Origin of the sequence: Robertkochia sediminum (assembly GCF_016786255.1) — a bacterium.
GTDB lineage: Bacteria > Bacteroidota > Bacteroidia > Flavobacteriales > Flavobacteriaceae > Robertkochia > Robertkochia sediminum.
Genome location: NZ_JADMKT010000074.1, coordinates 345,127 through 372,103, shown reverse-complemented (window position 1 = coordinate 372,103; position 26,977 = coordinate 345,127). Strand labels below are relative to the sequence as shown.

General features: G+C 46.2%; 23 protein-coding genes. 14 read left to right on the top strand and 9 right to left on the bottom strand.

What is annotated here, in order from left to right:
- The first annotated feature begins 39 nt into the window (after window positions 1–39).
- Window positions 40–474, top strand: coding sequence for a rhodanese-like domain-containing protein (locus IS446_RS08565; RefSeq protein ID WP_203059807.1), 435 nt, complete (start codon window positions 40–42; stop codon window positions 472–474).
- Here IS446_RS08565 and IS446_RS08560 read toward each other — a convergent pair.
- The 3 genes from IS446_RS08560 to IS446_RS08550 all read right to left on the bottom strand — a co-directional run bounded on the left by IS446_RS08560 (window position 463) and on the right by IS446_RS08550 (window position 4,232).
- A complete protein-coding gene (locus IS446_RS08560; RefSeq protein ID WP_203059805.1) occupies window positions 463–2,493 on the bottom strand; it encodes a M3 family metallopeptidase in 2,031 nt (676 codons plus the stop codon). The two genes, IS446_RS08565 and IS446_RS08560, sit on opposite strands and share 12 nt — an antisense overlap.
- Before the next feature lie 81 nt (window positions 2,494–2,574).
- On the bottom strand, window positions 2,575–3,060 hold the full coding sequence (gene purE / locus IS446_RS08555) for a 5-(carboxyamino)imidazole ribonucleotide mutase (RefSeq protein ID WP_203059803.1): 486 nt from the start codon (window positions 3,058–3,060) through the stop codon (window positions 2,575–2,577).
- Window positions 3,061–3,077: 17 nt separating this feature from the next.
- Window positions 3,078–4,232 carry a 5-(carboxyamino)imidazole ribonucleotide synthase gene (locus IS446_RS08550; RefSeq protein WP_203059802.1) on the bottom strand — a complete coding sequence of 385 codons (1,155 nt, stop codon included), beginning with the start codon at window positions 4,230–4,232 and terminating at the stop codon, window positions 3,078–3,080.
- Between the two features lie 147 nt (window positions 4,233–4,379).
- Between IS446_RS08550 and IS446_RS08545 the strand changes: the two genes are divergently transcribed.
- The 6 genes from IS446_RS08545 (at window position 4,380) to IS446_RS08520 (ending at window position 11,930) form a co-directional block, all read left to right on the top strand.
- On the top strand, window positions 4,380–5,504 hold the full coding sequence (locus IS446_RS08545) for an adenylate kinase (protein ID WP_203059800.1): 1,125 nt from the start codon (window positions 4,380–4,382) through the stop codon (window positions 5,502–5,504).
- Window positions 5,505–5,552: 48 nt separating this feature from the next.
- A complete protein-coding gene (gene obgE, locus IS446_RS08540; protein ID WP_203059797.1) occupies window positions 5,553–6,572 on the top strand; it encodes a GTPase ObgE in 1,020 nt (339 codons plus the stop codon).
- Window positions 6,573–6,628: 56 nt separating this feature from the next.
- Window positions 6,629–7,162 (top strand): DUF4136 domain-containing protein, encoded by a 534-nt coding sequence (locus tag IS446_RS08535; RefSeq protein ID WP_203059795.1) that lies wholly within the window; start codon window positions 6,629–6,631, stop codon window positions 7,160–7,162.
- Window positions 7,163–7,233: 71 nt separating this feature from the next.
- On the top strand, window positions 7,234–9,543 hold the full coding sequence (locus IS446_RS08530; RefSeq protein WP_203059794.1) for a S9 family peptidase: 2,310 nt from the start codon (window positions 7,234–7,236) through the stop codon (window positions 9,541–9,543).
- A 74-nt stretch (window positions 9,544–9,617) separates the two neighbouring features.
- Window positions 9,618–10,526, top strand: coding sequence for a tetratricopeptide repeat protein (locus IS446_RS08525; protein ID WP_203059792.1), 909 nt, complete (start codon window positions 9,618–9,620; stop codon window positions 10,524–10,526).
- Between the two features lie 42 nt (window positions 10,527–10,568).
- Window positions 10,569–11,930, top strand: coding sequence for a UDP-N-acetylmuramate--L-alanine ligase (locus IS446_RS08520; protein WP_203059790.1), 1,362 nt, complete (start codon window positions 10,569–10,571; stop codon window positions 11,928–11,930).
- Here the strand turns inward: IS446_RS08520 and IS446_RS08515 are convergent.
- On the bottom strand, window positions 11,927–12,376 hold the full coding sequence (locus IS446_RS08515) for a DUF1569 domain-containing protein (RefSeq protein ID WP_203059788.1): 450 nt from the start codon (window positions 12,374–12,376) through the stop codon (window positions 11,927–11,929). The genes IS446_RS08520 and IS446_RS08515 overlap by 4 nt on opposite strands.
- Before the next feature lie 66 nt (window positions 12,377–12,442).
- Here IS446_RS08515 and radC point away from each other — a divergent pair, with 66 nt between their 5' ends.
- The 6 genes from radC to IS446_RS08485 are packed head-to-tail and all read left to right on the top strand — an operon-like array spanning window position 12,443 to window position 17,939.
- Window positions 12,443–13,141, top strand: coding sequence for a RadC family protein (radC, locus tag IS446_RS08510; protein ID WP_203059786.1), 699 nt, complete (start codon window positions 12,443–12,445; stop codon window positions 13,139–13,141).
- Between the two features lies 1 nt (window position 13,142).
- A complete protein-coding gene (locus IS446_RS08505) occupies window positions 13,143–14,432 on the top strand; it encodes a polysaccharide deacetylase family protein (RefSeq protein WP_203059784.1) in 1,290 nt (429 codons plus the stop codon).
- Complete coding sequence (locus IS446_RS08500; protein WP_203059782.1) at window positions 14,433–15,119, top strand: YjjG family noncanonical pyrimidine nucleotidase; 687 nt, start codon at window positions 14,433–14,435, stop codon at window positions 15,117–15,119.
- Between the two features lie 37 nt (window positions 15,120–15,156).
- Complete coding sequence (locus IS446_RS08495) at window positions 15,157–15,717, top strand: hypothetical protein (protein ID WP_203059780.1); 561 nt, start codon at window positions 15,157–15,159, stop codon at window positions 15,715–15,717.
- On the top strand, window positions 15,714–17,135 hold the full coding sequence (locus tag IS446_RS08490; protein ID WP_203059777.1) for a DUF5723 family protein: 1,422 nt from the start codon (window positions 15,714–15,716) through the stop codon (window positions 17,133–17,135). Before IS446_RS08495 ends, IS446_RS08490 begins: the two co-directional genes overlap by 4 nt.
- 9 nt (window positions 17,136–17,144) lie before the next feature.
- The gene (locus IS446_RS08485; protein WP_203059775.1) at window positions 17,145–17,939 is read left to right on the top strand and encodes a hypothetical protein; all 795 of its coding nucleotides are present in this window, start codon (window positions 17,145–17,147) and stop codon (window positions 17,937–17,939) included.
- On the opposite strand, the gene IS446_RS08480 is transcribed toward IS446_RS08485, so the two are convergent.
- Complete coding sequence (locus tag IS446_RS08480; RefSeq protein ID WP_203059773.1) at window positions 17,936–19,213, bottom strand: replication-associated recombination protein A; 1,278 nt, start codon at window positions 19,211–19,213, stop codon at window positions 17,936–17,938. The two genes, IS446_RS08485 and IS446_RS08480, sit on opposite strands and share 4 nt — an antisense overlap.
- A 99-nt stretch (window positions 19,214–19,312) precedes the next feature.
- Here IS446_RS08480 and IS446_RS08475 point away from each other — a divergent pair, with 99 nt between their 5' ends.
- Window positions 19,313–20,098, top strand: a complete 786-nt coding sequence (locus IS446_RS08475) for a rhomboid family intramembrane serine protease (RefSeq protein WP_203059771.1) — start codon at window positions 19,313–19,315, stop codon at window positions 20,096–20,098.
- On the opposite strand, the gene rlmB is transcribed toward IS446_RS08475, so the two are convergent.
- From rlmB to IS446_RS08455, 4 genes are all read right to left on the bottom strand, one after another.
- Complete coding sequence (gene rlmB, locus IS446_RS08470; protein WP_203059768.1) at window positions 20,095–20,829, bottom strand: 23S rRNA (guanosine(2251)-2'-O)-methyltransferase RlmB; 735 nt, start codon at window positions 20,827–20,829, stop codon at window positions 20,095–20,097. The genes IS446_RS08475 and rlmB overlap by 4 nt on opposite strands.
- Window positions 20,830–20,920: 91 nt before the next feature.
- Window positions 20,921–21,793, bottom strand: a complete 873-nt coding sequence (locus tag IS446_RS08465) for a hypothetical protein (protein WP_203059765.1) — start codon at window positions 21,791–21,793, stop codon at window positions 20,921–20,923.
- 14 nt (window positions 21,794–21,807) lie between these two features.
- Entirely contained in the window at window positions 21,808–23,460 is a 1,653-nt protein-coding gene (locus IS446_RS08460) for a SusD/RagB family nutrient-binding outer membrane lipoprotein (protein ID WP_203059763.1), read from the bottom strand.
- 16 nt (window positions 23,461–23,476) lie between these two features.
- Complete coding sequence (locus tag IS446_RS08455) at window positions 23,477–26,638, bottom strand: SusC/RagA family TonB-linked outer membrane protein (RefSeq protein ID WP_317192185.1); 3,162 nt, start codon at window positions 26,636–26,638, stop codon at window positions 23,477–23,479.
- Between the last annotated feature and the right edge of the window lie 339 nt (window positions 26,639–26,977).

Below are 26,977 nucleotides of genomic sequence, written 5' to 3'. Positions count from 1 at the left end.
GAAATATTAAATTTACGCCAAATTCAAAAAAACAAACCATTGAAAAAGATCTTTTTATTCGCAGCGCTGTTGTTTTCTGCAGGGCTATTCGCACAAGTAAATAACATAAGTATTACAGAGGTTCCTGAAACCCTTTGGGAAGAAGGCGTTCTGATCGATGTTCGTACTCCCGGAGAATGGGAGGAAGGGGTGGTGCCCGGTGCTACCCTGATCAATTTCTACGATGAAGATTTTGTGGAAAAGGTATCGCGATTCTCAAAAGATAAAAAGCTGCTGTTGTATTGCAGGTCCGGCAGAAGAAGTGCCGATGCCTCTGCGCTTTTAGATTCTTTGGGGTATAAAGAGGTGTATAACCTTGAGGGAGGGTACGTTCGTTGGGAAGCTGCCCGGCAAAAGGAAGCTCCAAAAGAAAAGGACCCCCAAAAAGCCGATGAAGGTTTTTGGGGGAGCTTTATGGCTTGGTTATTTGACTAATCCGGCTCTTCGTAAAAGGGCTTCCGGCTGAGGTTCTTGTCCGCGAAAACGCTTGTAGAGTGTCATTGGGTCTTCAGTGCCTCCTTTGGTGAGTACGTGTTCCATAAAACTTTGGGCCACCTCACTGTTGAAAATACCTTTCTCCCGGAAAAGCTCGAAGGCGTCGGCATCGAGGACCTCGGCCCATTTATAGCTGTAGTAGCCCGCAGAATACCCGCCCTGAAATATATGTGAAAAGGCCGTGCTCATACAGGTCTGGCCATGGTCGGGGTAAAGGTCGGTGCGTTTGAAGACCTTCGATTCATGGGCTTTAACATCTGTAATGTGTGATGGGTCTTTCTCGTGCCAGCTCATATCCAGCAATCCGAAGCTCAGTTGCCTGAGGGTTTGCATACCTTCCATGAACGTAGACGATTCCTTGATCTTTTTGATGTATTCCATCGGGATCAATTCGCCTGTCTTGTAGTGCCGTGCAAATAGTTCCAGGGCTTCTTTCTCGTAACACCAGTTTTCCATCACCTGGCTTGGGAGTTCTACAAAATCCCAGTAAACACTTGTTCCGCTCAGACTGGGATAAACCGTGTTGGCAAGCATGCCGTGTAAGGCGTGACCGAATTCATGGAACAAGGTGGTTACCTCGTTAAAGGTGAGCAGGGATGGGGTGGTTGCCGTAGGTTTGGTGAAATTACATACAATAGATATATGTGGCCTCGAGTTCTCTCCATCCTTAACGTATTGTGGTTTGTATGAGGTCATCCATGCACCGTTGCGCTTCCCTTTACGAGGGTGGAAGTCGGCATAGAATATCGCGACCAGGTCGTTGCTGCTGTCCATTACGGTATAGGCCCGAACATCTTCGTGGTATACGTCGATGGTCTCTGAGGCGATGAATTTGAGTCCGTAGAGTTTTTCTGCGATCTCGAAAACCCCGTCGATCACATGTTCCAGCTGGAAATATGGTTTTAGCTTTTCGTCGTCCAGGTCAAAGAGTTTCTGCTTCAACTTTTCTGTGTAATAGGCTCCGTCCCATTTTTCGAGTTGGTCGATATGGTCGGTGTCTTTTGCGAAAGAGGCCAGTTGTTCATACTCTGCTTTGGCGGCCGGAGATGCTTTTTTGAGCAGGTCTTCCAGGAAGTTGTTTACCTCTTCCGGGGTCTTGGCCATGCGTTCTTCAAGGATAAAATGCGCGTGACTTTGGTAGCCGAGCAATAGAGCGCGTTCATGGCGCAGGTTTACGATCTTAAGGATGATCCCGGTGTTGTTTCTTTCGTTGTCCTGAAATCCTTTGCTACCAAAGGCAAGGTGTAGTTTTTGACGCAGCGCTCTGTTGGAGGCATAGGTCATAAAGGGAATGTAGCTGGGGTAATTCAGAGTAAAGACCCATCCTTCTTTATCCCGGCTTTTGGCTTCTTCGGCAGCAGCCTCCATCGCGAACTCCGGAAGGCCTTCCAGTTCATTTTCATTGGTGATATGCAGCTCGTAACTATTGGTCTCTGCCAGGACGTTCTCTCCGAAGGTGAGCGACAGGCGTGAGAGTTCCTTATCTATAGCCCGCAGCTTTTCTTTCTTTTCTTCGGGAAGATCGGCCCCGTTTCGGGCGAAGCTCTTGTATTTTTTATCGAGTAGCATGAGCTGTTCGGGGGTTAGGTCGAGTGCTTCTCTCCCTTTATAAACGGCCTTTACCCGTTGAAAGAGTTTGTTATTGAGTCTGATGTCGTTGGCAAACTCTGATAAAGCAGGCGAGATCTCCTGCGCAAGTTCCTGCATTTCGGCATTGGTTTCTGCATTGTTCAGATTGAAGAATATGGAGGTGATCACCTCCAGCTGTTCGCCACTGAACTCGAGTGCTTCGATGGTATTGCTAAAGGTTGGGGTGGCTGTATTGTTTGCGATGGCTTCGATCTCCTTTCGCGCCTTTTCGATCTCCTCAGGAATTGCTGTTTTGAACATGGCAGTTTCTATTTTGGAGAATGGCGGAGTGCTATACGTTGTATTGAATGGTGTGTTCAGGATATTCATAATGGCAATTTTTTGATTTTTGATGCTGCTGCGTTGCGTGTTTACACTGGTCGTAAAACAAAAACAGGTTCTATAAAGAACCTATTTTTTTACTTGTTGAGCGCCTTTGATCACCTTTTCTTTAAGTCCTTCTTTATAGGCAATGATCCTTTTGAGTACTTCGGGATCTGATGCGCCAATGATCTGGGCTGCGAGGATCCCTGCATTTTTAGCACCATCGAGGGCAACTGTGGCAACGGGTACGCCTCCCGGCATTTGAAGAATGGAGAGTACAGAATCCCATCCGTCTATCGAATTGCTGCTTTTTACGGGTACCCCGATAACAGGAAGGGGAGAAAGAGAAGCTACCATCCCCGGCAGGTGGGCTGCTCCTCCGGCACCGGCAATAATGACCTGGATGCCTCTTTCGTGAGCCTGTTTGCCGAATTCGAACATTTTTTCAGGGGTTCGGTGCGCCGAAACGATGTCTACTTCTGTGGGTACCCCGAGTTCTTTGAGAACGTCGATCGCCTGCTGCATAACAGGAAGGTCGCTGGTGCTACCCATAATGATTGCTACTCTGGCCATAGGATTACTGTGCTTTATTATTCGCTGATTACTTTAATGGTTTTCTTTACTTTTTCGGCAACGGTGCGGGCTGTTTCCATATCTCCGTCTACAATGGTTACATGTCCCATTTTACGAAATGGGCGGGTTACTTTTTTACCGTAGATATGTGGGTTCACCCCGTCCATAGCCATGATGCTTTCAATGTTCTCGTATTTCACCGGGCCTTCATGTCCTTCGGCACCTACGAGGTTAACCATAACACCGGCCACCGTGCTTTCGGTCTTCCCAAGTGGGAGTCCAAGAATAGCTCTCAGGTGCTGTTCGAACTGGTTGGTGTAGCTGGCCTCTATGCTGTAATGACCGCTGTTATGTGGTCGTGGCGCTACCTCATTAACCAGGATCTCATCGTCTTTGGTCTGGAACATCTCTACCGCCAGAAGTCCTACGTGCTCATAGGCCTGGGAAACCTTAAGCGCAACGAGCTGTGCCTTTTTGGCGACTTCGGTATCTATTCGGGCAGGACAGATCACGTATTCTACCTGGTTGGCTTCCGGGTGAAATTCCATTTCCACCACCGGGTAGGTCTCTACTTTTCCATGTACGTCGCGGGCAACGATCACAGCAAGTTCGTTCTTAAAGTCGATCATCTCTTCGGCGATACATTCCTGTTTTGGAAGTCCTTCGAGATCCGACCAGGTTTTGATCACCTTTACACCCTGACCGTCGTAACCGAAGCGGGCGCTTTTCCATACGAACGGAAAGCTCAGGGAGTTGTTGGAAATGGCTGTTTCCATCTCTCCCGGATAAGCAAAGCGGCTGTAGGGAGCTGTGGGAATATTGTTGTCGGTGTAAAAAAGTTTTTGCACCGCTTTATTCTGAATACGTTTAAGGGTCTTGGGAGATGGGTAGACCTTAAGTCCTTCCTGCTCGAGTTTTTCGAGAGCATCCACATTCACGTTCTCGATCTCAATGGTGAGCAGGTCGACCTTTTTTCCAAATTCATAAACCGCATCAAAATCCATAAGGTCCCCCTGGATAAATTCGTTACATGCGATCTTACAGGGAGCTTCAGGGCTGGGGTCCATAACTACAGTGTGGATATCGAACCTTCGGGTATCGTAGAGCAACATCTTCCCTAACTGTCCGCCGCCCAGGATTCCGAGCTTGAAATCAGAAGAAAAATAATTCATTAAATTTAGTGTTAGCTAGCGCGTTAATGTGTGATAATAATGAGGCAAAAATACGGTTAATTATCAAAAAGGAAATGAATTTCAACCAATTTCCGGTCGATAGAACAATCAAACTATTATCTTTGCATCTTTACAATTTTCAGGTAAGTGATCAAACTCCACGACAAATATTTTAAGCCGTTTATTTCGGCCGAAGAGATCCAGGAAGCCATTGCCAGAATGGCTCAGGAAGTGAAAGCCGATTTTAAAGATGAGGTGCCGGTTTTTATCGGGGTGCTCAACGGGGCGTTTATGTTCACTTCTGATTTTCTTAAAGCATACGACGGACCTTGCGAGGTGAGTTTTGTTAAGCTTAGTTCGTACCGCGGGCTGTCGTCTACAGGGATCGTAGAGACCTTGCTCGATGTGCCGGAAGGTGTTTCGGGGCGAAGTGTGGTTATTCTTGAGGATGTGATCGATAGCGGCGCTACGGTAAAAGAGCTCGTATCGATGTTCTCAGAGATCAATGTAAAGAAATTCAAAATAGCAGGGTTGTTCTATAAACCCGATACCTATAAAGGAGAATATAATATTGACTATGTGGGAATGAAGATCTCCGACAAGTTCATTGTGGGCTATGGATTGGATTACGATGAGCTTGGACGTAACTTACCCGATGTATATCAATTAAACGATAAACCTATGATCAATTTAGTACTATTCGGTAAACCGGGAGCCGGAAAAGGAACCCAGGCAAACTTCTTAAAAGAAAAATACGACCTGAAACACATCTCTACAGGAGATGTTTTCCGATTCAATATCAAGAACGGAACCGAATTAGGGGTGCTGGCCAAATCATACATAGATAAAGGTGAATTGGTACCCGATGAAGTGACCATTAACATGCTTAAAGCTGAGGTGGAGAACAATCCGGAAGCTAACGGATTTATTTTTGACGGTTTCCCGAGAACTCAGGCCCAGGCAAAGGCTCTTGATGAGCTTATGAAGTCAAAGCAAATGGAGATCAGTGGAACCATTGCACTGGAAGCCAAAGACGAGGTGCTCATCGAGCGGTTGCTCGAGCGCGGTAAAGTTAGTGGCCGAAGCGACGACCAGGATGAGGAAAAGATCAAGAATCGCTTCCAGGAATACAATGAGAAGACGGCTCCTGTAATGGACTTTTACGCCGAACAGAACAAATTGCATAAGGTAGACGGGATCGGGAAGATCGATGAGATCACCGGGCGCTTGAGCCGGGTTATCGATGCCCTGTGTAAGCAAGAAAAGGTCTGATCAAAGACCTTTTGATTTTTCAGAACAGATTAGTATAGAAAGGATAATATGACCGAAGGTAATTTTGTTGACTACGTAAAACTATATGTTTCTTCCGGAAAAGGAGGGCAGGGTTCCAGCCATCTCCATCGCGAGAAGTATGTGGCTAAAGGAGGTCCCGACGGGGGCGATGGTGGCCGTGGAGGGCATGTGATCGTAAAAGGCAACAAGAACCTTTGGACCCTTTTTCATTTTAAATTCAAGAAGCACTTCAAAGCCGGACACGGCGAAGCGGGTGGTAAGCAACGCAGTTCCGGGGCTTACGGACAAGACGTTTATCTGGAAGTGCCTCTGGGAACGGTTATTAAAGATACCGAAACCGGCGAGAAGCTCTTTGAGATCACAGAAGAGGGACAGGAAAAGATCCTCGTAAAAGGAGGTAAGGGAGGTCTTGGTAACTGGAACTTTAAATCGTCTGTTAACCAAACCCCTCGTTATGCACAGCCCGGACTTCCGGGAGAAGAGCGCAATATCACCCTTGAGCTAAAAGTACTGGCCGATGTGGGTCTTGTAGGTTTTCCTAATGCCGGAAAGTCTACCCTGTTGTCGGCAATCACTTCAGCAAAACCAAAGATCGCCGATTATGAATTTACAACCCTGAAACCGAATCTGGGGATCGTGCAATACCGCGATTTTAAATCGTTCGTAATGGCCGACATTCCCGGGATCATTGAAGGGGCTTCAGAAGGGAAAGGTCTTGGGCATTACTTTTTGCGTCATATTGAACGTAATTCGACCCTTTTATTCCTCATTCCTGCAGATAGTAAGGATATCGCTGCAGAATATAATGTGCTGCTCAACGAACTGAAGAAATACAATCCGGAACTCCTCGATAAACAAAGGCTCATTGCTATTTCTAAAGCAGACATGCTCGATGAGGAATTAAAGGAAGAGCTAACAGCAGAGCTTAAGAAAGAGCTTAAAGGGCTTGATTTTATTTTTATCTCTTCAGTAGCCCAACAAGGTATTCAGGAGCTGAAAGACCGACTGTGGCAAATGCTCAACGAATCGGGGGAAGAATTACGCTAATCTTACCTGTAGTATTTTCTTAATTAATTTGCTTATTTTTACTTAAAAGCAAGTAAATGAGCAGGTTACTACCTTTGTTGTTTCTGGTCCTGTTATCGTGCAGCAGTATTAAGGTGGTGCACGATTTTGACCAAAAGATCGATTACACCCAATATCGGGAATACGACTTCTTTGCACCCTTAGATACCCGACTGGGGCCGCTGGATACCAAGCGCGCTGTGCGTGCCATTGACGACATTCTTCAGTCTCGTGGCTATAAAAAGGTTGCCGGTGAAAACCTGCCTCAATTCTATGTAAATATCAAAAGTGAGATCATTCAGGAGGCGCCCTCCGGAAGTGTGTCCCTTGGTGTTGGGGGTACCGGCAACCAGGTTGGTGGAGGCGTTGGTGTAGGAGTTCCCATGGGGGAGCCCAAAATAAGACAGATCATATACCTGGACCTGGTAGATGTTAAAGGCGATATCCTCTTCTGGCAGGCGCGCATAAAAACGCCGTTAAGGGAGGATCTGACTCCCCAAAAGCGGGAGTCTAAAATGTATGAGATGATGGAAAAGGCACTAAAGGCTTTTCCTCCGGAAATAAAGAAGTGATTTTGTTGTAACAAATTCAATTTCAGTAGACTAACCTGACGATACCACAATTAAATCAACAACATTAGATTATGAAAACACGAATGAAGCGGTCATTGTTTGTAATGGCCATCGTACTGCTCGGCGGTATGACGGCCCATGCGCAGGAGGTTATCGGGAAATGGAACGGTAAGCTCAATGTGCAGGGTACCGAATTACCCCTGGTTTTTGAGATCACCGAAAAAGACGGTAAACTTGCAGCAACAATGGACAGCCCTGCCCAGGGGGCAACGGGGATACCCTTTGATAAGGTGACCCTTGAGGGCGATAAGATCGGTTTAGAGCTCGCTCAGGCCGGTATCGTCTATGAGGCTGTCGTTAAAGGAACAGAAATGAAAGGAACATTTAAGCAAGGGGGTATGGAAATGCCCCTGGATATGACGAAAGGTGAAGCACCGCTTCCGGGAAAACCCGAGCTGGTGACTCCTGATACCAAGCTGGTTGAATTGGCAGCTTTTGATAATGAAAATTATAAGTATGCCGTTGCCGATTATTTTGCGCGGCCAAAAGCAAGTGAATTTCAGTTCTCTCCAGACGGAAAATACCTTTCTTACAGGGAAAAGGACGAGCATAATAAGCGCCATGTTTATGTGAAGAACCTGGAGACCGAAGAGGTGACCAAAGCTATTGTTGAGGGAGAAGAGCTGGTGCGCGGTTATGGATGGGTGAATAATGAACGCCTCATTTTTCTTAAGGATAAAGGGGGTGATGAAAATTACCACCTTTTTGCCGTAGATCTTGATGGGTCAGAACTTATGGAGCTTACGCCTTTTGATGGGGTGCGTGCCCAGATCGTCAATAGTCTTAAAGACGATAAGGATCATATGATCATCTCTATGAATAAGACCAATCCGCAGGTATTCGATCCGTATAAGATCAATGTGAATACCGGGGAAATGGAGCAGCTCTATGAGAACGATGATCCCGCCAATCCGGTAATGGGGTATAATTTTGATAAGGAAGGTAACCTCAGGGCTTTTACCAAATTAAGAGATGGGGTGTTTACCGATATGTACTACGAGACCGAGCCCGGGAATTACGAGCTTATAAAACCACTCGACTGGAAAGATACCTTTGCGGTGTTAGGTTTTGATTATAGCAGTGAGAATGCTCATGATGCCTATATGATCTCTAACCTGGAAAGCGATAAGGCAGAGATCATTCGTTATGACCTGAAGGCCGGTAAAGTACTGGAAAAGGTGTTTTCGAACGAAAATTACGATGCGGGTGGAATGTCCCGCTCAAGAAAGCGCGATTATGAGATCGATTATTTTACCTATGAAGGCGAAAAGCGTGTGATGGTTCCGGTAAGTGATACCTATAAAAAATGGCACAAAAGGATCACTGATGAGTTTCCGGGTTACCAGTACAGTATTGCCGATATGACCGATGAAGAAGATAAATTACTGATCCTTATTCAAAGCGATAAGCGTTACGGAACCTATTATTCTTACGATGTTGCCGGCGATGAGTTCTCGTTGATGTACGACCTTATGCCGCAGCTCAAAGAAGACGATATGGCCGAGATGAGACCCATAACCTTTACCAGTAGAGACGGGAAGACCATTCATGGATATATCACGCTTCCTAAGGAGGCTGTCGACGGGAAAGCGGTTCCCGTGATCGTCAATCCGCATGGGGGACCTCAAGGTATTCGGGATAGCTGGGGCTTTAATCCCGAAGCTCAGTTGTTTGCCAGCAGAGGGTACGCAACACTGCAGGTGAACTTTCGTATCTCGGGAGGTTACGGGCGCGAATTTCTTGAATCCGGATTTAATGAGATCGGTAGAAAAGCCATGGACGATGTGGAAGACGGATTGCATTATGTTGCCGATCAGGGCTGGGTAGATAAAGAAAAGGCCGCCATCTACGGGGGGAGTCATGGGGGGTATGCCGTGCTTAGAGGACTTACCAAAACTCCGGATCTGTACGCCTGTGGAGTCGATTATGTTGGAGTTTCAAACCTGTTTACTTTTATGGAGACCATACCTCCGTATTGGAAGCCTTACCTGAAGATCATTAAAGAGATCTGGTATGATGAAGACGATCCGAAAGAAAAGGAGATCATGGAAGAGGTGTCTCCGGTATTCCATATCGATAAGATCAAAAAACCACTGTTCGTAGTTCAGGGTGCCAATGACCCCAGGGTAAACATCGATGAGTCTGATCAGATCGTTGAAGGACTTAGAGCTAAGGGGGTAGATGTGCCATATATGGTGCGTTATGACGAAGGTCACGGTTTTGGGAAGGAAGAGAATCGTATTGCCTTGTATGAGGCGATGATGGGCTTCTTTGCAAAGCATCTAAAGGAGAAGGAATTTGAGCGTCCTATCCAAGACTAAAAATCCATCTATACTATAAAAGAGGAGCTGTTTTTGGCTCCTTTTTTGTATTATAGTGCTTTGGTAAAAAGATAATGAAAAGACCTATGAGGGTATTCAATAAGTTGGTATTGGTGTTTGTTTTGGTTTGGTTCGGGCTTGCAACGGCACTGGCCCAGGATGCCGAACTGCATCGCGCCGACGAGCTTATAGCCCAATATGAATTTGACAAGGCCGAGCGTTTGTTGCTCGAACTTAAGCAAAGCATGCCCGGGGAAGCCGATATCTATGAGAAACTGGGTGACCTCTATGGCGTTAAAAAGGAGTGGAAGCCGGCCCTTGAACATTACTTAAAACTTCTGGAATTCGATCCCAATAATGCGAACTACCATTTTAAGGTGGGAGGTATTTACGGGATGATCGCTCTTAGTAACAAGCTCAAAGCATTGGGGATCATTGATGATATTAAATACCACTTTGCAAAAGCGGCCCAATTAGATCCTGCTCATCTGGAAGCCCGATGGGCACTGATCGAATTCTACCTCGAATTGCCCGGAATTTTCGGTGGGAGTTATAAGAAGGCGTATGCCTACGCCGAAGAGTTGCATAAGATATCGGCTGTAGAAGGGTACCTTTCAAAAGGGTATATTGAAGATTACCGGGATAATACCAAAGAGGCCAGAAAATACTTTGATAAGGCATCTCGATATATGAATGCCATTCCCGAGGATTATCCAAGGGAGAACATTCACTACCAATTTGGGAAGATCGCTTCGAAGTACGGAATTAACCGCCCATTGGGCAGATGGCACCTCAGTCAATATGAGAAACGTTACAATCCGTATAGTCGTATCGGACTCGAGTGGATCTACTATCACCAGGCCATGATCTTTAAGGGAGAGGCTTTAAAACAGCAGGCCCTGGCGTTTCTTGAGAAATCTCTGAGGGTCATGCCCGATTTTGAGCCTGCTATTGAGCAGAAAGAGGCCCTGGAGTCCCTATAATTTTTATCTTTACACTCCCAATCCATTAATCCGTTTTTTTACGTGAAAGTACATTTTATAGCTATTGGAGGTAGTGCCATGCATAATCTTGCCCTGGCATTACATGAGAAAGGATTTGAAGTTACCGGAAGTGACGATGTTATTTTCGAGCCTTCCCGTTCGCGGTTGCAGGCAAAGGGATTGTTGCCGGAAGCAATAGGCTGGTATCCGGAGAAGATCACTACAGCTATCGATGTGGTGGTTCTGGGTATGCATGCACGGGAAGATAATCCGGAGTTGCAGGCCGCAAAGGACCTTGGATTAAAAGTGTATTCCTATCCTGAATTTCTATACGAGCAGTCAAAAGATAAGACCAGGGTGGTGATCGGTGGTAGTCACGGTAAGACCACCATTACTTCAATGATCTTGCATGTGCTCGATTATCACGGTATAGATGTAGATTATATGGTTGGTGCGCAGCTGGAAGGTTTTGATACTATGGTGAAGCTTACCGATACTAATGAATTCATCGTGCTTGAAGGCGACGAGTATTTATCGTCTCCCATAGATCGCCGGCCTAAATTTCATCTTTACCAGCCCAATATAGCCCTCTTAAGCGGTATTGCCTGGGATCATATCAATGTCTTTCCTACTCGTGAGAATTATGTAGATCAGTTTCGCACTTTTGTCGACACCATTACCCAGGGAGGTAGTCTGACCTATAATATGGAAGACGAGACCCTGAATGAAGTGGTGGAGGCTTCTGAAAACCAGATCAGAAAGATCGGGTATACTACCCCTGAGTATTTTGTTGAAGATGGCGAAACATTCCTTGAGACCAATGAAGGACCGGTACCTATAGAGGTTTTCGGTAAACACAACCTGAACAACCTGGCAGGAGCAAAATGGATCTGTCAGCACATGGGGGTCGATGAAGATGATTTCTACGAGGCCATTGCGAGTTTTAAAGGTGCTTCTAAACGCCTGGAAAAATTAGCAGAGCATGATGGGAGTGTGATGTTCAAAGACTTTGCCCATGCACCGAGTAAGGTAGCGGCCACCACGAAGGCCGTAAAAGAGCAATATCCCGATAAGACTGTGCTGGCTTGTCTCGAATTGCATACGTACAGCAGCCTCAATGCCGATTTTCTCGGGGAATACAGCGGAGCTCTTGATGCCGCCGATAAGGCGGTGGTGTTTTACTCGCCGGAAGCAGTAGCTATAAAGAAACTGGAGTCGCTTGAGCACGACGACATAGCCAGGGCGTTTAACAGGCCGGATGTTGAGGTCTATACCGATCCGAAGGCATTTAAAGACTACCTTGATGCCACTTCGCTAAAAGATACCGTGTTGTTGCTTATGAGTAGTGGTGATTATGGCGGACTTGATCTCGAATCGCTTCAGGCGCGTTTGGGAAAGGCTTAGGCTCCGAATTGCCTTAGGTGATGGTCGAGGTGCTTGTATTGCATCTTTCCCCATTGCTCTTTGGTGAAAATGCCAAATATCGGATGCTCCATTTTACCCCCTGAAAAGGGTAGTGCCATAAATTTTCCGATGCTATCGAGTAATGCTTTTTTCTCTTTCTCGAAGTCTTCCGTGCCGGCGATCTTTAGTTCCGGTGCCGTAGGAAGGTTCTGCTTCCACGGACGGTCATTATAAAGCATTGATCTAAAAAGACTGAACATTGCTTTTTTATACCATGGCGGACTTACCAGGGCTACCTCCCCGGTGGCGATCTTCATGGTGGTATTAACGTGCTTCAGCATTTGGGCGACATCCATAGTACCCCATTTCCCTGTAGATTCTGGTGTAAGGGTGTGGAGTCGGTCGAGGATGTCCTGATGTGCTTCCGCTTCGAATAGTGATCTCATGTCGTGATTTTTGCCTCAATATAGGAAATTTACATCATTAAGAGTAAAGTTTACTATATTTATAAGATGCCTGAGAAAACAGAATCTTTTACAATAAAAAGCTGGAATCGCGATGATCGTCCGCGCGAAAAGTTACGCCTGAAGGGGAGGTCAGCGCTAAGTGATGCCGAGCTTCTGGCGATCATATTGGGGAGTGGCAGTTCCGGAGAGAGTGCTGTAAGTCTGGCGAAAAGGATCCTGGCATCTGCAGGGAATAATTTGTCTTCACTGGGGAATTTATCGCTCACCAAACTCATGACCTTTCACGGGGTAGGAGAGGCCAAAGCGATAAGTATCGCTGCTGCTCTTGAGCTGGGACGCCGTCGGGGATTAACAGAATCTCCCTACCGGTATCGCATAACAAATAGTGCTTCTGCAAATAGGTTTTTAAAGCCGGTACTGGCAGAGTTGCCCCATGAAGAGTTTTGGGTGTTGTATCTAAATAATTCTAACCGTGTGCTAAAACACGAGCAGTTGAGCAAAGGGGGTATTACCGGTACCCTTGTCGATATCAGGCTGGCCTTAAAGCTGGCCCTTGAGCTTAATGCAACAGCTATGATCCTCGCCCATAACCATCCATCGGGAACGCTTATTCCCAGTGAGGCTGATAAGCAGCTTACGAGAAAGTTTCATAAGGCCGCAGGCAGTCTGGATATAAAATTACTCGACCATCTTATTGTAACCGACAAAGAATATTATAGCTTTGCCGATGAAGGACTCCTCTGACATGGTTTTAATTTATACCTATAAGATCACCCCACGCTTGCAGTATGTTATGAAGCATATCTTTAAGCGTATGCTTTTAACTGAGGTTGATTTTACCACCAGGGTAGAGGATTTTATCGCCCATAATGGGCCGAAGCTCTCTTATGCCAAGCAGCCTCTGCAAAATGAGTTCTTTGTAAGAAGTACCGAGTTGTTATTCGATCAGGGGGTTTCTGATATTGAGATCAAGGTGAGCGACTGGGATGGTGTTTCCTGCTTTTTTCCCTGTTCGGAGAAGAGTGTTTTGCCTTATGATATTTTTGCAGCATCATTTTACCTTATGAGCAGGTACGAAGAGTACCTGCCTCATGTAAAAGATGAACACGGTCGCTACCCCGCTGCCGAAAGTCTTGCGGCTAAGAATAATTTTCTCGAGCTTCCTGTGATCGATATTTGGGTTGAGCGTTTGCGTGTTGCTCTGGCAGAGCGATTCCCGGAAATGACCAACGTGCAGCGTTCCTATGCCTTTACTCCGGTGATCGATGTTCCGGTGATCTTCAGGTATCGTAAACGAGGGATCATAAGAACTATCGGGGGTACCCTTGTAGACCTGAGTCGCTTTCGATTTCGGGAGCTCTTTAAGCGCTTTGGGGTACTCCTGGGTTTAAAACAGGACCCCAATAATGTTTTTGATACGCTTACTGCCCTACATAAGGAGCATGGGATCGACGCCTTGTACTTTTTTCTGCTTGCCGATTATTCACATTACGATAAGAACGTTTCTGTATATAAGCCTGTGATGCGTACCTTGATCAAATCGGTGGCCGATTACAGTATTGTTTCGCTCATGGCTTCGTACAGGTCGTTTAAAGATCCTGAGTTGCTTAAGAAAGAGCGTCGACGGCTTATTAACTTTATTAACCGCCCTGTTAAACGCATCCGTCACCGGTTTAACCGGTTACAGGTGCCTGAAACCTACCGGGAAGTGGTTGAGGCAGAGTTTAATGAAGACTATACCATGGGATACCCCGAGAAGGTTGGTTTTCGTGCCGGTACCTGCACGCCTTTTTACTTTTACGACATTAGCTATGAAGAGCAATTGCCTTTACTGGTGAATCCGGTAGCGGTGATCTACTCGGCATTGTACCAATACCAGAATATTAAACGTACCCGTGAAAAGATTCGCCAGCTGAGGCAGGTGGTAAAAGATGTGAACGGACATTTTAATGTGGTATTTTCAAACGATGTGCTCGATTTTACAGCGTATAATAGTATAACGGCCCTGTATAAGGAAATGATAGAAAACCATTAGATGAGGGAAAGTGTAAAACATATCTTCTTTGATCTCGACCATACTTTGTGGGATTTTGAACGAAATTCGGCCCTTGCTTTCGGGAAGATCTTTGCAGAGCGGAATATGTCTGTAGCCTTAGACGATTTCTTAAGGGAGTACGTGCCTCTGAACCTGAAATTCTGGAAAATGTTTCGGGAGAATCGTCTTACAAAAAAAGAGTTGCGATACATCCGGTTGAGAGCGACCTTTGATGTTCTGGGCGCTCCCGTAAATGACTTGACAATCAGGGAAATAGCGAATGACTATTTAACGTATTTACCTACCTTTAATCATCTTTTTAAGGATACGGCTGAAATTTTATCTTACCTTAATTTGACGTATAAATTGCATATCATAACTAATGGTTTTGCCAACGTCCAGGAGGGTAAGCTCGTAAATTCAGGGATCGATCGCTATTTCGATGTAGTGGTTAATTCGGAGATGGCCGGAGTGAAAAAACCCAATCCCTATATTTTTCAGCTGGCCATGAAAAGGGCCGGAGCAATTCCGGAACATTCACTCATGGTGGGTGATAATCTGGAGGCCGATGTGTTCGGAGCGTTGAATGCGGGTATGCACGCCCTGCATTTCAATCCGCATAAAGAAGAGGTTCCGGATCATGTTGCTTTTATTTCTAATCTTCTGGAAATGAAAAATTTGTTGTGATATGGCAATAGCGTTTCGGTAAAAACGTTTATTGAATATGACAACATTGCGAACCATACTTATCTTTATAGGCTGCTTTTTTACAGGATTGCTTGTGAATTCGTGTGTTGACGATGTCGACTTTGATCAGGTCGATGAGTTCATTCTCGAACCTGAAATAGAATTAAGTCTTGCCTTTTTTGATTTCCGGGCTTCTGATTTCGATGAGTTCGATCCGGGAAATTCCAATAGCTATATAGATTCTACCCGGGCCGATCTGTTCTCTCAGGATTTTTTTGATATGAACCTGAAGGCGGCAGAGTTCACCATTATCCATGCCAATACCGTAGAGCGGGCCTTTGAGGCAAAGATCCTTTTTAAGGATGAAGGAGGGAGTGTTCTATATAGTGTAGAAGTAGACATTCCGGCTTATGATGGAGAAGAAAAGGAGGTGACCACCCTTATCTACTTTGACGAAAGTCAGATCGGTATTTTACGGAATACCTATACCATTACTGCCGAGATCACTTTGCTGCCCGGCGATCCTCCTTTGGATGCTACCTCTCAGGGCGCTATCAAATTTGCTTCAAGTGCAATTTTTTATATGGGATTTGAATGATCAGGATCGTTATATACATACTACTTCTCCTGGGGTCTTCTATGTCCCTGCGATCTCAAAATAAGCAGCTTCTCTATAATTTTCGAGAGATCCCGCAGCACGTTATGGTCAATCCGGGTGGGCTCATCCACCAGCGGGCTTATGTGGGTGTTCCTTTCCTGTCCGGAGTTTCTGCCCAGGTCGGGAGTTCCGGTTTTACCACCTATGATCTGTTCGCCGATGACGGTGTAAACTTCAATATCAAGGTGAGGGATGTTTTATACCGGCTTAACCGGAACGATATTGTGGAAGCTAACCAACAGCTTGAGATCTTGTTTGCGGGTTTTAAGGGAAAAGGCGAATCCAATAAGAACTTCTATACCTTTGGGATCTACCAGGAACTCGATGTGTTTAACTTTTGGCCCGAAGACCTGGCCTTTCTTGCCTATGAAGGAAATGCGGGAAATTTAGGGAGGTCTTATGATCTCAGGGATCTCAACGGACAAGGAGAATTGATGACCGTTTTTCATTTTGGTATCAATCGAAGGGTGAATGAGAAGTTAACCTATGGAGGGCGTTTAAAGCTCTATTCCAGTCTGGCTAATGTGAGCTCTGTTAATAATTCGGGAACCTTTATCACGCTACCGGGAACCGATAATGTCTATTCGCATAATGTGGTTGCCGATATGGAATGGCGTACCTCGGGGTATATCGCCCTTACCGATAAGGAAGATCCTGATCCGGTCGCAAAACGTATTGCAGAGCGCGCGTTCTTTGGTGGGAACTACGGACTGGGTGTCGATCTGGGTGTGACCTATGCTCCGAATCCTTCGTGGACCTTTACGGCCAGTATTCTCGATCTGGGAATGCTCGTGCATACCACCGATGTAGAGATCTACACCCTAAAGGGCGCCTATGAGCTTGAGGGGATCGAATTCCTGTTCGGAGAGGAAACCGATGATGACTTTCTCGACGATTACTGGGAGCGCCTGAAGGCCGATCTGGATGAGCAGTTGCCTCGTGATACGATCGCTGATGTGTATACCTCTTTTCGTCCCGTAAAGTTCAATGGCTCGGTCATGCATAATTTCGGTAAGCTCAAATACCGAAAGACCTTTGATTGCAGTTGCGATATCGATGATACGGGGTATGAGAATTCTGTGGGGTTGCAACTTTATGCGATTAAAAGGCCACAGCATATTAATGCGGCACTTACTGCTTTTTACTACAGGCGTATCTTCAACTTTCTCAGAGGTAAGTTCACCTATACGGTGAGCGAACATTCCTTTACAAATATCGGGCTTGGTATTTCCACCCATTTTGCTAATTTTAACTTCTATCTGCTGGCCGATAACCTGCTCGAGTACTCCAACCTTGCACAAGCCAATCAGGCCTCAGTTCAATTTGGTTTTAATTATATTTTTAAAGGAGCCCGCTAGGCTGATCTTATGAGAAACTTTCTTCTTGCTGCAGTATCCCTGTTTTTCTTTAGTGGATACGCGCAGACTGCAACCATTAACGATTTTCAATATGTTATCGTACCGCGGAAATTTGATTTTCAGAATTCCGATAATCAATATCGGCTGAACACCCTGGTGAAGTTTTTGCTCGAGAAGGAAGGTTTTGTGGCCTTTCTGGATGATAACCTGCCCGAAGAACTTGTTAAGGAACCGTGTAATGCACTCCGTGCCGATGTTGAAAATAACTCAAGTTTGTTCACGACCAAATTGGTGTTTGCGCTTTATGATTGCTATGGGAATGCTGTTTTTAAGTCTGAAGAAGGCCGGAGTAAGATCAAGGAATATGAGCCATCCTTTCATGAAGCCTTCAGGAAGTCTTTTGCAGAATTGCAGGCGTTGCAGTACGCTTATGTGCCTAAGAGTGCCGACGGTGATACATTGACTACCCCTCAAGTCGTAGCGGCACAAGAGCAAGAGGAACAGGTAGAGATGCAAGAGTCAGCGGCTATGGGCGTTGCAGCGAGTGATGTTGATCCCGATGCCGACCGTTCAAAAGTAGCTGAGGTGATCCCGGTTCTTTATGCCCAGGCCATTGAGAACGGCTATCAGCTTGTAGATACTACTCCTGCTTTACGCTTTAAACTAAAGAAGACCAGTCGTGAGAACACCTTCGCGCTTGTGGGACTTGACGGATTGCTGTTTCTCAATGATGATGGGAACTGGGTGGCTGAATACTACAAGAACGGGGAGTTGGTAACCGAGGTCTTTCAGATCAAATTCTAATACCCGTACTTTCCTTTCCAGCGGTTGGCCAGAAATTCCTTTTGTGAGCGTTCGCGGGCATTGTTGCCGGGTTCGTAAAAGGTGGTATTGCTCAAGGCGTCCGGCAGGTATTCCTGGTAGGCGAAACTCCCCGGATGATCGTGCGCATACTGGTAGGTTTCGCCGTATCCTAATTCTTTCATAAGCTTTGTAGGTGCATTACGCAGGTGCAGGGGTACCGAGAGGTCTCCGGTTTCTTTCACGGTTTGCAGCGCTTTGTTAATAGCCATGTATGCGGCGTTGCTCTTAGGTGATGTGGCCAGGTAGGTGGCGCATTGGCTCAGCAGGATTCGCGCCTCCGGGTAACCTATGGTGGTAACGGCCTGGAAAGTGTTGTTGGCGATGACCAGGGCGGTAGGGTTGGCGTTCCCGATATCTTCAGAAGCCAGGATGAGCAGTCTTCTTGCGATGAATTTTACATCTTCTCCGCCTTCGATCATGCGTGCAAGCCAATACACGGCTCCGTTTGGGTCGCTACCCCGGATCGATTTGATAAAGGCAGAGATAATATCGTAATGCTGCTCACCGGTCTTGTCGTAGCGAACGGTGTTTTTTTGTACCAGTTGAAGCACCTTGTCGTTGGTAATACGCACCGGATCTTCATTTATGGCATTCACCACCAGTTCGAAGATGTTTAAAAGCTTACGGGCATCCCCTCCGGAAAGCTGAAGCAGGGCATCGGTTTCCTCGGTGATGATATTTCGTTTTTGCAGTTCGGTATCCGTGGTCATAGCCCTTTTTAAAAGGGTCTCCAGATCTTCCTTGCCAAAGGCTTCCAGAGTATATACCTGGCATCGGGATAACAAGGCCGGGATCACCTCGAAGCTAGGGTTTTCAGTAGTAGCACCTACAAGGGTAACCCATCCTTTTTCTACTGCCCCGAGCAGGGAGTCCTGTTGCGACTTGCTGAACCGATGGATCTCATCGATAAAAAGGATAGGGTTCTGGGTGGTGAACAATCCGCCGCTCTGCTTGGCCTTTTCAATCACCTCCCGGACATCTTTCACACCGCTATTGATAGCGCTTAAGGTGTAGAATGGTCTTTTGCTTTCGTGTGCAATGATCTCCGCCAGGGTGGTTTTGCCAATACCCGGTGGGCCCCATAAGATCAGGGAGGGGATAATACCCCTTTTGATCTGTTGGGTGAGTGATCCGGACGGGCCAACAAGGTGTTGCTGACTTATATAATCATCGAGGGTACGGGGTCGAATGCGTTCTGCTAAAGGCTCGTTCATAATGATCAAAATTACAATAATTGGCCCGATTTGGTGAGGTGATGGAGATGAGTTTTTAACCGGGGGTGGTGGGTTCGTTAAAATTGTTACTTTTAGGCTATGCGACGTCACTACTACTCAAATACAGAAGATGTCTCAGAGCTGGGGTTTAGCCTCTGGTACCTGATATGGCCGGTATTCTTTGGAGTGTTCATCTGGGGGGTGTATTGGTTGGAACTTGAATCCGGCTGGTATCTCAATCGGTTGGGGGTTTATCCGAGGTCTCTAAAGGGACTTCCGGGGATCGTTCTGAGTCCGTTCGTCCATAGCTCTGTTTCGCATTTGTATCACAATACCCTGCCGCTTCTGGTGCTTAGTGCCGCCTTGTTTTATTTCTACAGGCGTATTGCCTGGAAGGTGTTAGGGTGGGGGGTGCTTCTAAGTGGTACGCTAACCTGGTTGATGGCCAGGCCTGCATGGCATATCGGGGCTAGTGGAGTGATCTATATGCTGGTGAGCTTTATCTTCTTTAAAGGACTTTTGGCGCGCAATTACAGGCTTATGGCGCTTTCACTGTTGGTGGTTTTTCTTTACGGAAGTATGGTGTGGTATGTACTCCCTGTAGACGATAAGATCTCATGGGAAGGTCACCTTTCGGGAGCCATAGCAGGTTTGGTGTTGTCTTTGTTCTTCAAGAGAGAAGTGCTTCAACCGGTACGGTATTCCTGGGAAAAAGCGGAATACAAGGAAGAAGATGATCCCTTTATGAGGCACTTTGATGAGCACGGGAACTTTATAGAGGTGCTTCCTGAAGACGAGCCAGCGATAAATGAATCTAATGAAAATCAACCCTCTGTAAAAATCACCTATCACTACAAAGCATCAGGAGATAAGGATAACGATTAAAGGCGTTGTCGAACTACCTCGTATAAAAAAGCTCCACATGCAACAGATACGTTCAAACTTCCGATCTCTCCTTTTAGCGGTAAGGAGGCTTTTTCATCTAATAATTTCATAACAGATGATGAGATACCCTTGTCTTCTGCACCCATGACGATTGCCAGTGGGGTGTTGAGGTTAACATCGTAGATATGGGTTATGGTTTTCTCTGTAGCGCCGAGCACTTTAATGCCTGAAGCCTGGAGGTAATAGATGGCGTCCTTAATATGCTCGGTGCGGCAAATGGGTACCCTGAAGGCAGCTCCGGCCGAGGTTTTTACGGTGTCTGCGGTTACCGGGGCAGCGCCCTTTTTCTGGATGATGATCCCGTGCACGCCTGTGCATTCTGCGGTGCGGATAATGGCTCCGAAATTACGGACATCAGAAAGTTGATCGAGAACGATAAAGAGGGGTGTTTCGCCACTTTCCACAACTTGCATCACCAGGTTTTCAAGGTCGTGGAAGGTCACGGGAGAGATATTTGCAACCACTCCCTGGTGGTTCTTTCGGGTGAGTCGGTTGAGTTTTTCTACCGGCACATAGCTGGCAGTGATCCCCTGTTGTTGCAGGAGACCGTTGAGTTCGGCAAAAAGCTCTCCTTTAAGGCCTTTTTGTATAAATACCTTGTCGATGTCTTTTCCGGCCTGAATGGCTTCCATAACCGCCCGGATCCCAAATATCTGATAGTCGTCTTTCATGGTGCAAAGGTAGGCGAAAATTTGTTGGATTTTATGCATATAAAAAGGGCTGCCAAATATGGCAGCCCTTTTACGCTACGATAAAAGTAAACTAGATGTTGCAATAATCAATAGCTAGTGGCGTATCTGGTGTAGGACTTGGTCCAATACTCATTACCTGGAATCCGGAAGCTGAAGTTACCTGGAAGGTGATCTCAGAATCCCAATCTCCCGAACGGAAGATGAAATTGATCTCCTGAGCGCCGTCAGGCACGTCGAAGGTGAAGCTTGCGGCAGCACCATCATCCATGGTGTAACTGGTCGTAGTTCCGTCAATAACAACTTCTAAAGAAGCGCCATTCCATCCGTCACCATAAGAATCCTGGAATTCCATATTCCATGTTCCGGGAGTCGGAGCAGCCGGAGGACATACGATCGGTGCACGATAAAGGAAAGGACTTCTAAAGAACGATCCGCTAAAGATGTTACCGTTACCGTCGGTGCTGGTAAAGGTGCGACCATCGGTAAGGTTTAATGCGAAACGGATATTGAAGATATCGGCTCCTGCAAAGTCATTGTCACCAATGTTTAGTGCAGTAAGAACATCTCCAAAAGTAGTTTCGAAGGTATAGCGTGGCAGACCGATTGGTCCGTCTTCCCATACATCTGCAGGAATGGTGGTTAAAAGCACCTCTTCTTTAGAGTAGTCAGTGTCGTCCGGTCTTCCCGGAGTTTCGTCAGAGAAAGAGACGTAAACATCTACCGATTGCAGCAGATCGCCTTCCTTGGCATCTTGTTCCTCCAGAGTTACGGAGAAAACAGAAGAAGGATCTGAGATCGAGAAATCAGGATTGTTTACACTGATCGTTCTCAGTACAGCACCTCTTTCGGTGTTTTCGAACAATTCGTCTATGGCGTTATCGCTTTCCGCACAGGATCCCAATAATGCCAGGAGACTTAGAGATAATAATTTTATTCTTTTCATGATCTAAATCAAATTTAATTAGCTACTGGGAATGCTGGTGAAGCAGGGTTCGTATCCCAGAATACCTGGAAGGTTACGTTTTGACGCTGTGTGATGCTCGAGTTGTTATTCGCTGAGTTAGCAGGATAACGGAACGAACGGATCACAGCACCTGGATCTGGCTCCCTGTTAGGTTGGAGCGTGGTAGGGAATCCTGTTCTTCTGTAGAAGTTAAAAGGAAGGAGTCCGTTACCATAAGTGGTCACGATAAGTTGCTCACCAATGATGTCCCATTTACCGTCGTTATCGGCGGCATCAAAAGCGATTTCGATACCGTTAAGGAAGTTGGTGACATCATCTCCATCAGGAGCGGTAGTTGCATCTGCTGAAGCATCAAGAGCACCGAAAGACTGCACCTTTTCGATGTGCTTGTTAAGTGCGTCAATAAGGAACGGTTTAGCAGCAGCAGGATCGCTGATCGCAGCTACTTCAGCTTTCATCATGTCAACATATGATGCAAGCATGATCGGCGTGATACCGGCTCCTTGTCCGCCATCTCCCTGAGCAACAGGATCAAAACGCCCGTCGTCAAAGTTACCTGCAGCAGGATAAACTCCGGCAGCTGTTCTCAGGAATCCATCCGGAGGAGTACCCGAATCGTCACCGTGGTCTCTGCCCCAGTATCCGTTAGGAAGGGCGCAGAAAGTGAATCCGCCGTCGATATAGTGCTGAGGAGCAGTTTCCAATGAACAGTCAATGGTCTCTTCGTTAGGATCGATCTCTTGACCCGGAACTGCAGATACCTGACGGTAGAAGTAGTATTGAAGTCTTGGATCTCCATTTTCGATCATGTTGTTCATCAACCAGTTCGACTGGTAGTTGATAGCTCCGGAAGGAGTGTAGTCGTCTGCATATCGAGGATGACGGTTGTCAGGCTGATTTTCATTGGTTCCATAAAAGAACTGAAAATCTTCTGAATTCTCATCGATATACTCTCCGCTGGCAACGATAGCGTTAAATTCGCTAATGGCGTTAGGATTAACCAGACGTGTCTGAAGATAGATCTTCATCTTCAGGGTGTTGGCTAACTTGATCCAGTTGTCAACGTCGTTGTCATAGAAGAAATCATTCTGCAGTCCACCGGCAGCACTACCGTTGAATTTGTTGATGGCACCATCAAGCAGTGCAAGCGCCGCAGCGTATACCTCTTCTCCGGAATCCGGAGCCGGGTTAAAGTTGCCTTCGTCTCCGGAGATGGCTTCTGAAAATGGAACAGGTCCAAAGAAGTCAACCAGGGTGATCATGGCATCGGCAGCCAGTACCTCTCCCATAGCAACGTGGTAAAATAATTCACTCTCCTCAGCCAATGGTCTCATGGCTTCCAGGTTGGTGAGAATACCTCTGTACACGTCGTTCCATTCTCCATTAAAGGAAATAGGGGCGAAGGCATTGAGGTAGTTACGGTCAAAGAGAACCTCCTGACGAACTACTTGTCCGGCAGTAATTCCCATGCTTTCTACAAAGTCGACATAATTTAACTGGATGGCGTTGGCGAAGAAGTCAACGTCAGCCTGTCCGGGTGTCAACGCATTTGGGTTTTCGGTGATATCCAGATCCAAGGTTTCACATGCCATGAAACTCAAAGCAGATACCAGTCCTAAACCTATTTTCTTGAAACTATTTTTCATTGTTTATTTTTTATGATTAGAATGAAGCTTTAACACTAAATCCATATCTTCTTGAGCTAGGACCTGTTAACCAGTCAAATCCTTGTCCGTTACCTACACCGAGACCGGCCTGGTTAGGATCAAAGTTAATACTATCTGGAGTATTATAAGCGTCATACCACAGGTTGAATCCTGACACGGTAAAGCTTAATGCACCAAATGGGGTCTTTTCGAGGAATTTTGCCGGAAGGCTGTATCCAAGAGATACTTCCTGCAGACGGATCACAGAACCATCGTAGATGTTGAGTTCTGACGGTCCGAACAATACATTGTCGAAATAGTAGTCAGAGTTGTTGATCTGAATGGTGTTTGCTTCTCCGGTGTTTTGGTAGATACCAGGAAGCACGTAAGTAGCCTCCCTGTTATCTGTATCCTGAACTAATCCACGACCAAGAAGTGTAGCGATAGTCTGGCTATACATATCTCCTCCGGCAACGTGCTGGATCAGGAAGCTAAAGTTAAAGTTCTTGAAACGGAACGAGTTCGAAATGTTCAAAGTGTAATCCGGGTTAGGATCACCAATAGCGAACTGTCCTGCTTCGATAATATAATCCCCTTCAGAGTTGATCAATGGGATACCATCTTCGTTTCTCAAAATTCTTGAACCTACGATCGTACCAAGGGCTTCACCTTCGATAGCCGCGTTACCAAGATCTCCGAAACCGGCGTAAGTGATCTGCTCGGTATCTGCACCAAGATCGGTAACTACAGGCTCGATCGCGTTGAAGTTAGCGTTGATGTTCCAGTTCAATCCGGTTGGATCGGTACTTCTGAACACGTCAACTCCTAAATCGATCTCTACCCCGTCTACCTGGATCTCACCAATGTTGGTTTCCGTAGAAAGGTAACCTGTTGCCGGGTCAAGGGCTCTTGGGATACTCAGGTTCTCGGTTGTTCTGTTAAAGTAAGAAGCGTTAAGCGTTACTCTGTTGCTGAACAATCTTGACTCCAAACCAAATTCCAACTCTTTAAGCGTCTCAGGCTTCAGTCCCGGGTTACCAAGATCATCATCGATCTCATTGGTAGCTACAAAGGCACCACCTGCATTAAGCCATCTCTGGGTGTTAAGGTTAAGGGTGGTTGCCACCGGATATCCTGTTGGGAAGGTAGCAGAAGTACCATAACCTGCACGTAACTTAAGGAAGTTGATCGCGCTGCTTCCTTTCAGACCGTCAAAGGCACTGGTAGGAATGAACGATGCACTTGCACTAGGATAGAAGATCGAACGGTTGTCTACTGAAAGGTTAGAAACCCAGTCGTTACGTCCGGCAAGCGTTACATAAAGATAATCTTTGTAATCGAAGTCGGCCTGAGCGTATGCTCCGTTAATGTTTCTCTCCTGGAAGAACTGGATCTCATCCTGCAACTGGAAGTTGAAGTGACGCAGCACGTTAAATACCTGCTGTCCTGAAGAAGAAACTCCGTTTTGATCGAATACGTCACGACGTGAAGTAGCACCTACGTTGAAAGATACTCCGATCTCCTCGTTGATGTCGTACATCCCTGTTAAGAACAAGTTGTGATCCCAGATGGTGTTCGTGTTGTTCCATGTGTCGTAGAATCCGCTACGTGTTCTGGCGATATCACTAACCCCACCTTTATTTTGGTAACGAGTGTTGTTCTCACTATAGACATCAAGTCCAAGACGGTAGGTCAGGTTCAGGTTGTCTGTTAGGTTGTAAGAAATGGTAGTGTTACCAAAAGTACGGTTAGTTACCTGTTGGGTCTGTGCGTTAGCAACAGTCCACAATGGGTGCTGAATACTGTTGTTCTGACGGTAGTAAACACTTCCTCCGGTAATTGGATTTTGGTAAGGAAGGTTAAGCATGTCTACAGAACGCGGAGTAAAGAATACGTTAGAGAATACAGAAGATCCTTCTGAAGCTCCAAATACGGTGTTACCATCACCCGCTGCAATAGGAGGCGATCTGAAGTCGGTCTTACTGAAGTTCAGGGTACCGTTAACAGTGATCTTGTTGCTAAGCTCTGCTTTACCACCAAGACCAAGGGTGTTACGGAATACTTTGTTACCAGGGGTAAATCCTTCGTCCTCTAAGTGACCAAGGTTCGCATTGAAGCTCATTTTACCATCGCTTGACGAAGTAGCAAAGTTCACAGAAGTGTTCTGAACCGTACCGGTTCTGAAGAAGTTCTCAGCACTTCGGTAAGGCTTGTACTCATAACGTACGCCCTGGAACTCAGGAAATGCCTGAGGAATTCCGGTACCGGAACTTGCAGTAGAGTATGGGTGAGGCAGTGTACCGTTCTCGTCGATAGCAGCCTGAGATCCCCATCCTCCAATGGCATTTTCTTCAAAGTTTGGTCCCCAGTTAGAGAAGAACCATCCGAAAGCCTGGTCAAATCCGTTACCCCACTTGTTGGTGTAATCCGGCATTGATGCGATCTCGTTGAAGAATAAAGAGGTGTTTACAGTAACCTCGGTCTTTTTAGCACCACCTCCGGCAGCACCGTTCTTGGTAGTGATCAGGATCACCCCGTTACGTCCTTGTGTACCGTAAAGCGTAGCAGCAGCAAGACCTTTAAGAACGTTGATGCTCTCGATGTTGTTAGGGTCAAGGTCAAAGAACCTCGAACCACCGGCGTTACCATCTACGAAGTCCCCCTGAGCATTGGTGTCTGAACTAAAAGGAACACCATCTACAATGAATAATGGTTGGTTAGAACCACTAAAGGAACTAAGACCACGAATAATGATGTTGGTTCCCGATCCCGATAAACCACTCTGAGCGGTGATGTTTACCCCGGAAGCCTTACCACTAAGAACACGTCCGATATCACCTTCGGCGCGTTGCTCCAGTTGTTCGCTGGCAACCTCAGATACGGCATAACCAAGAGCTTTTTTCTCTCGCTTAATACCCTGAGCAGTTACCACAACCTCTTCCAGAGCCTGGGCATCCTGAGCCAGTTCTACATTAATGGTGCTTGCAGCACCAACTACTCGCTCTTCCGTTTTCTGCCCTACGAAGGAGAATACCAATGTCTGCCCAACGGCAGCTTCAACGGCATAATTTCCGTCAAAGTCAGTTTGTGTACCGGTGTTGGTACCTTTAACCTGAACAGTGGCTCCTGGCAGTGGAAGGCCGTCCTGGTCCGTTACCGTACCAGTGATCGTTTTCACTTGCGCAAACGTAATTTGCGCCGCTAGCACTAGTAATAATGCTAGAAAGCCATTAAGTTTTGTTTTCATACTTGTTAAGTAATATTGAATTAGCACTGGCAATTATGCGAAAAATCTGTTAAAAAGCAAGATAATCCCTAACGTTTTCTTAACGGTTTTTAAGATAATGTAAACAGTGTATTTCGGGCAAAACTTGTAAGTAATTGAAAATAAGGGTGTTAAGCCGGATTTGATGTGTTGATGACTTATTTTGAAGTTTCGAATTTTTATGAAGTCTAAATAGAGGTTTTTCTTACTTAAAGGTTTTCGTAACCCTTGTGGAGTGGGCATTTGGGGTGG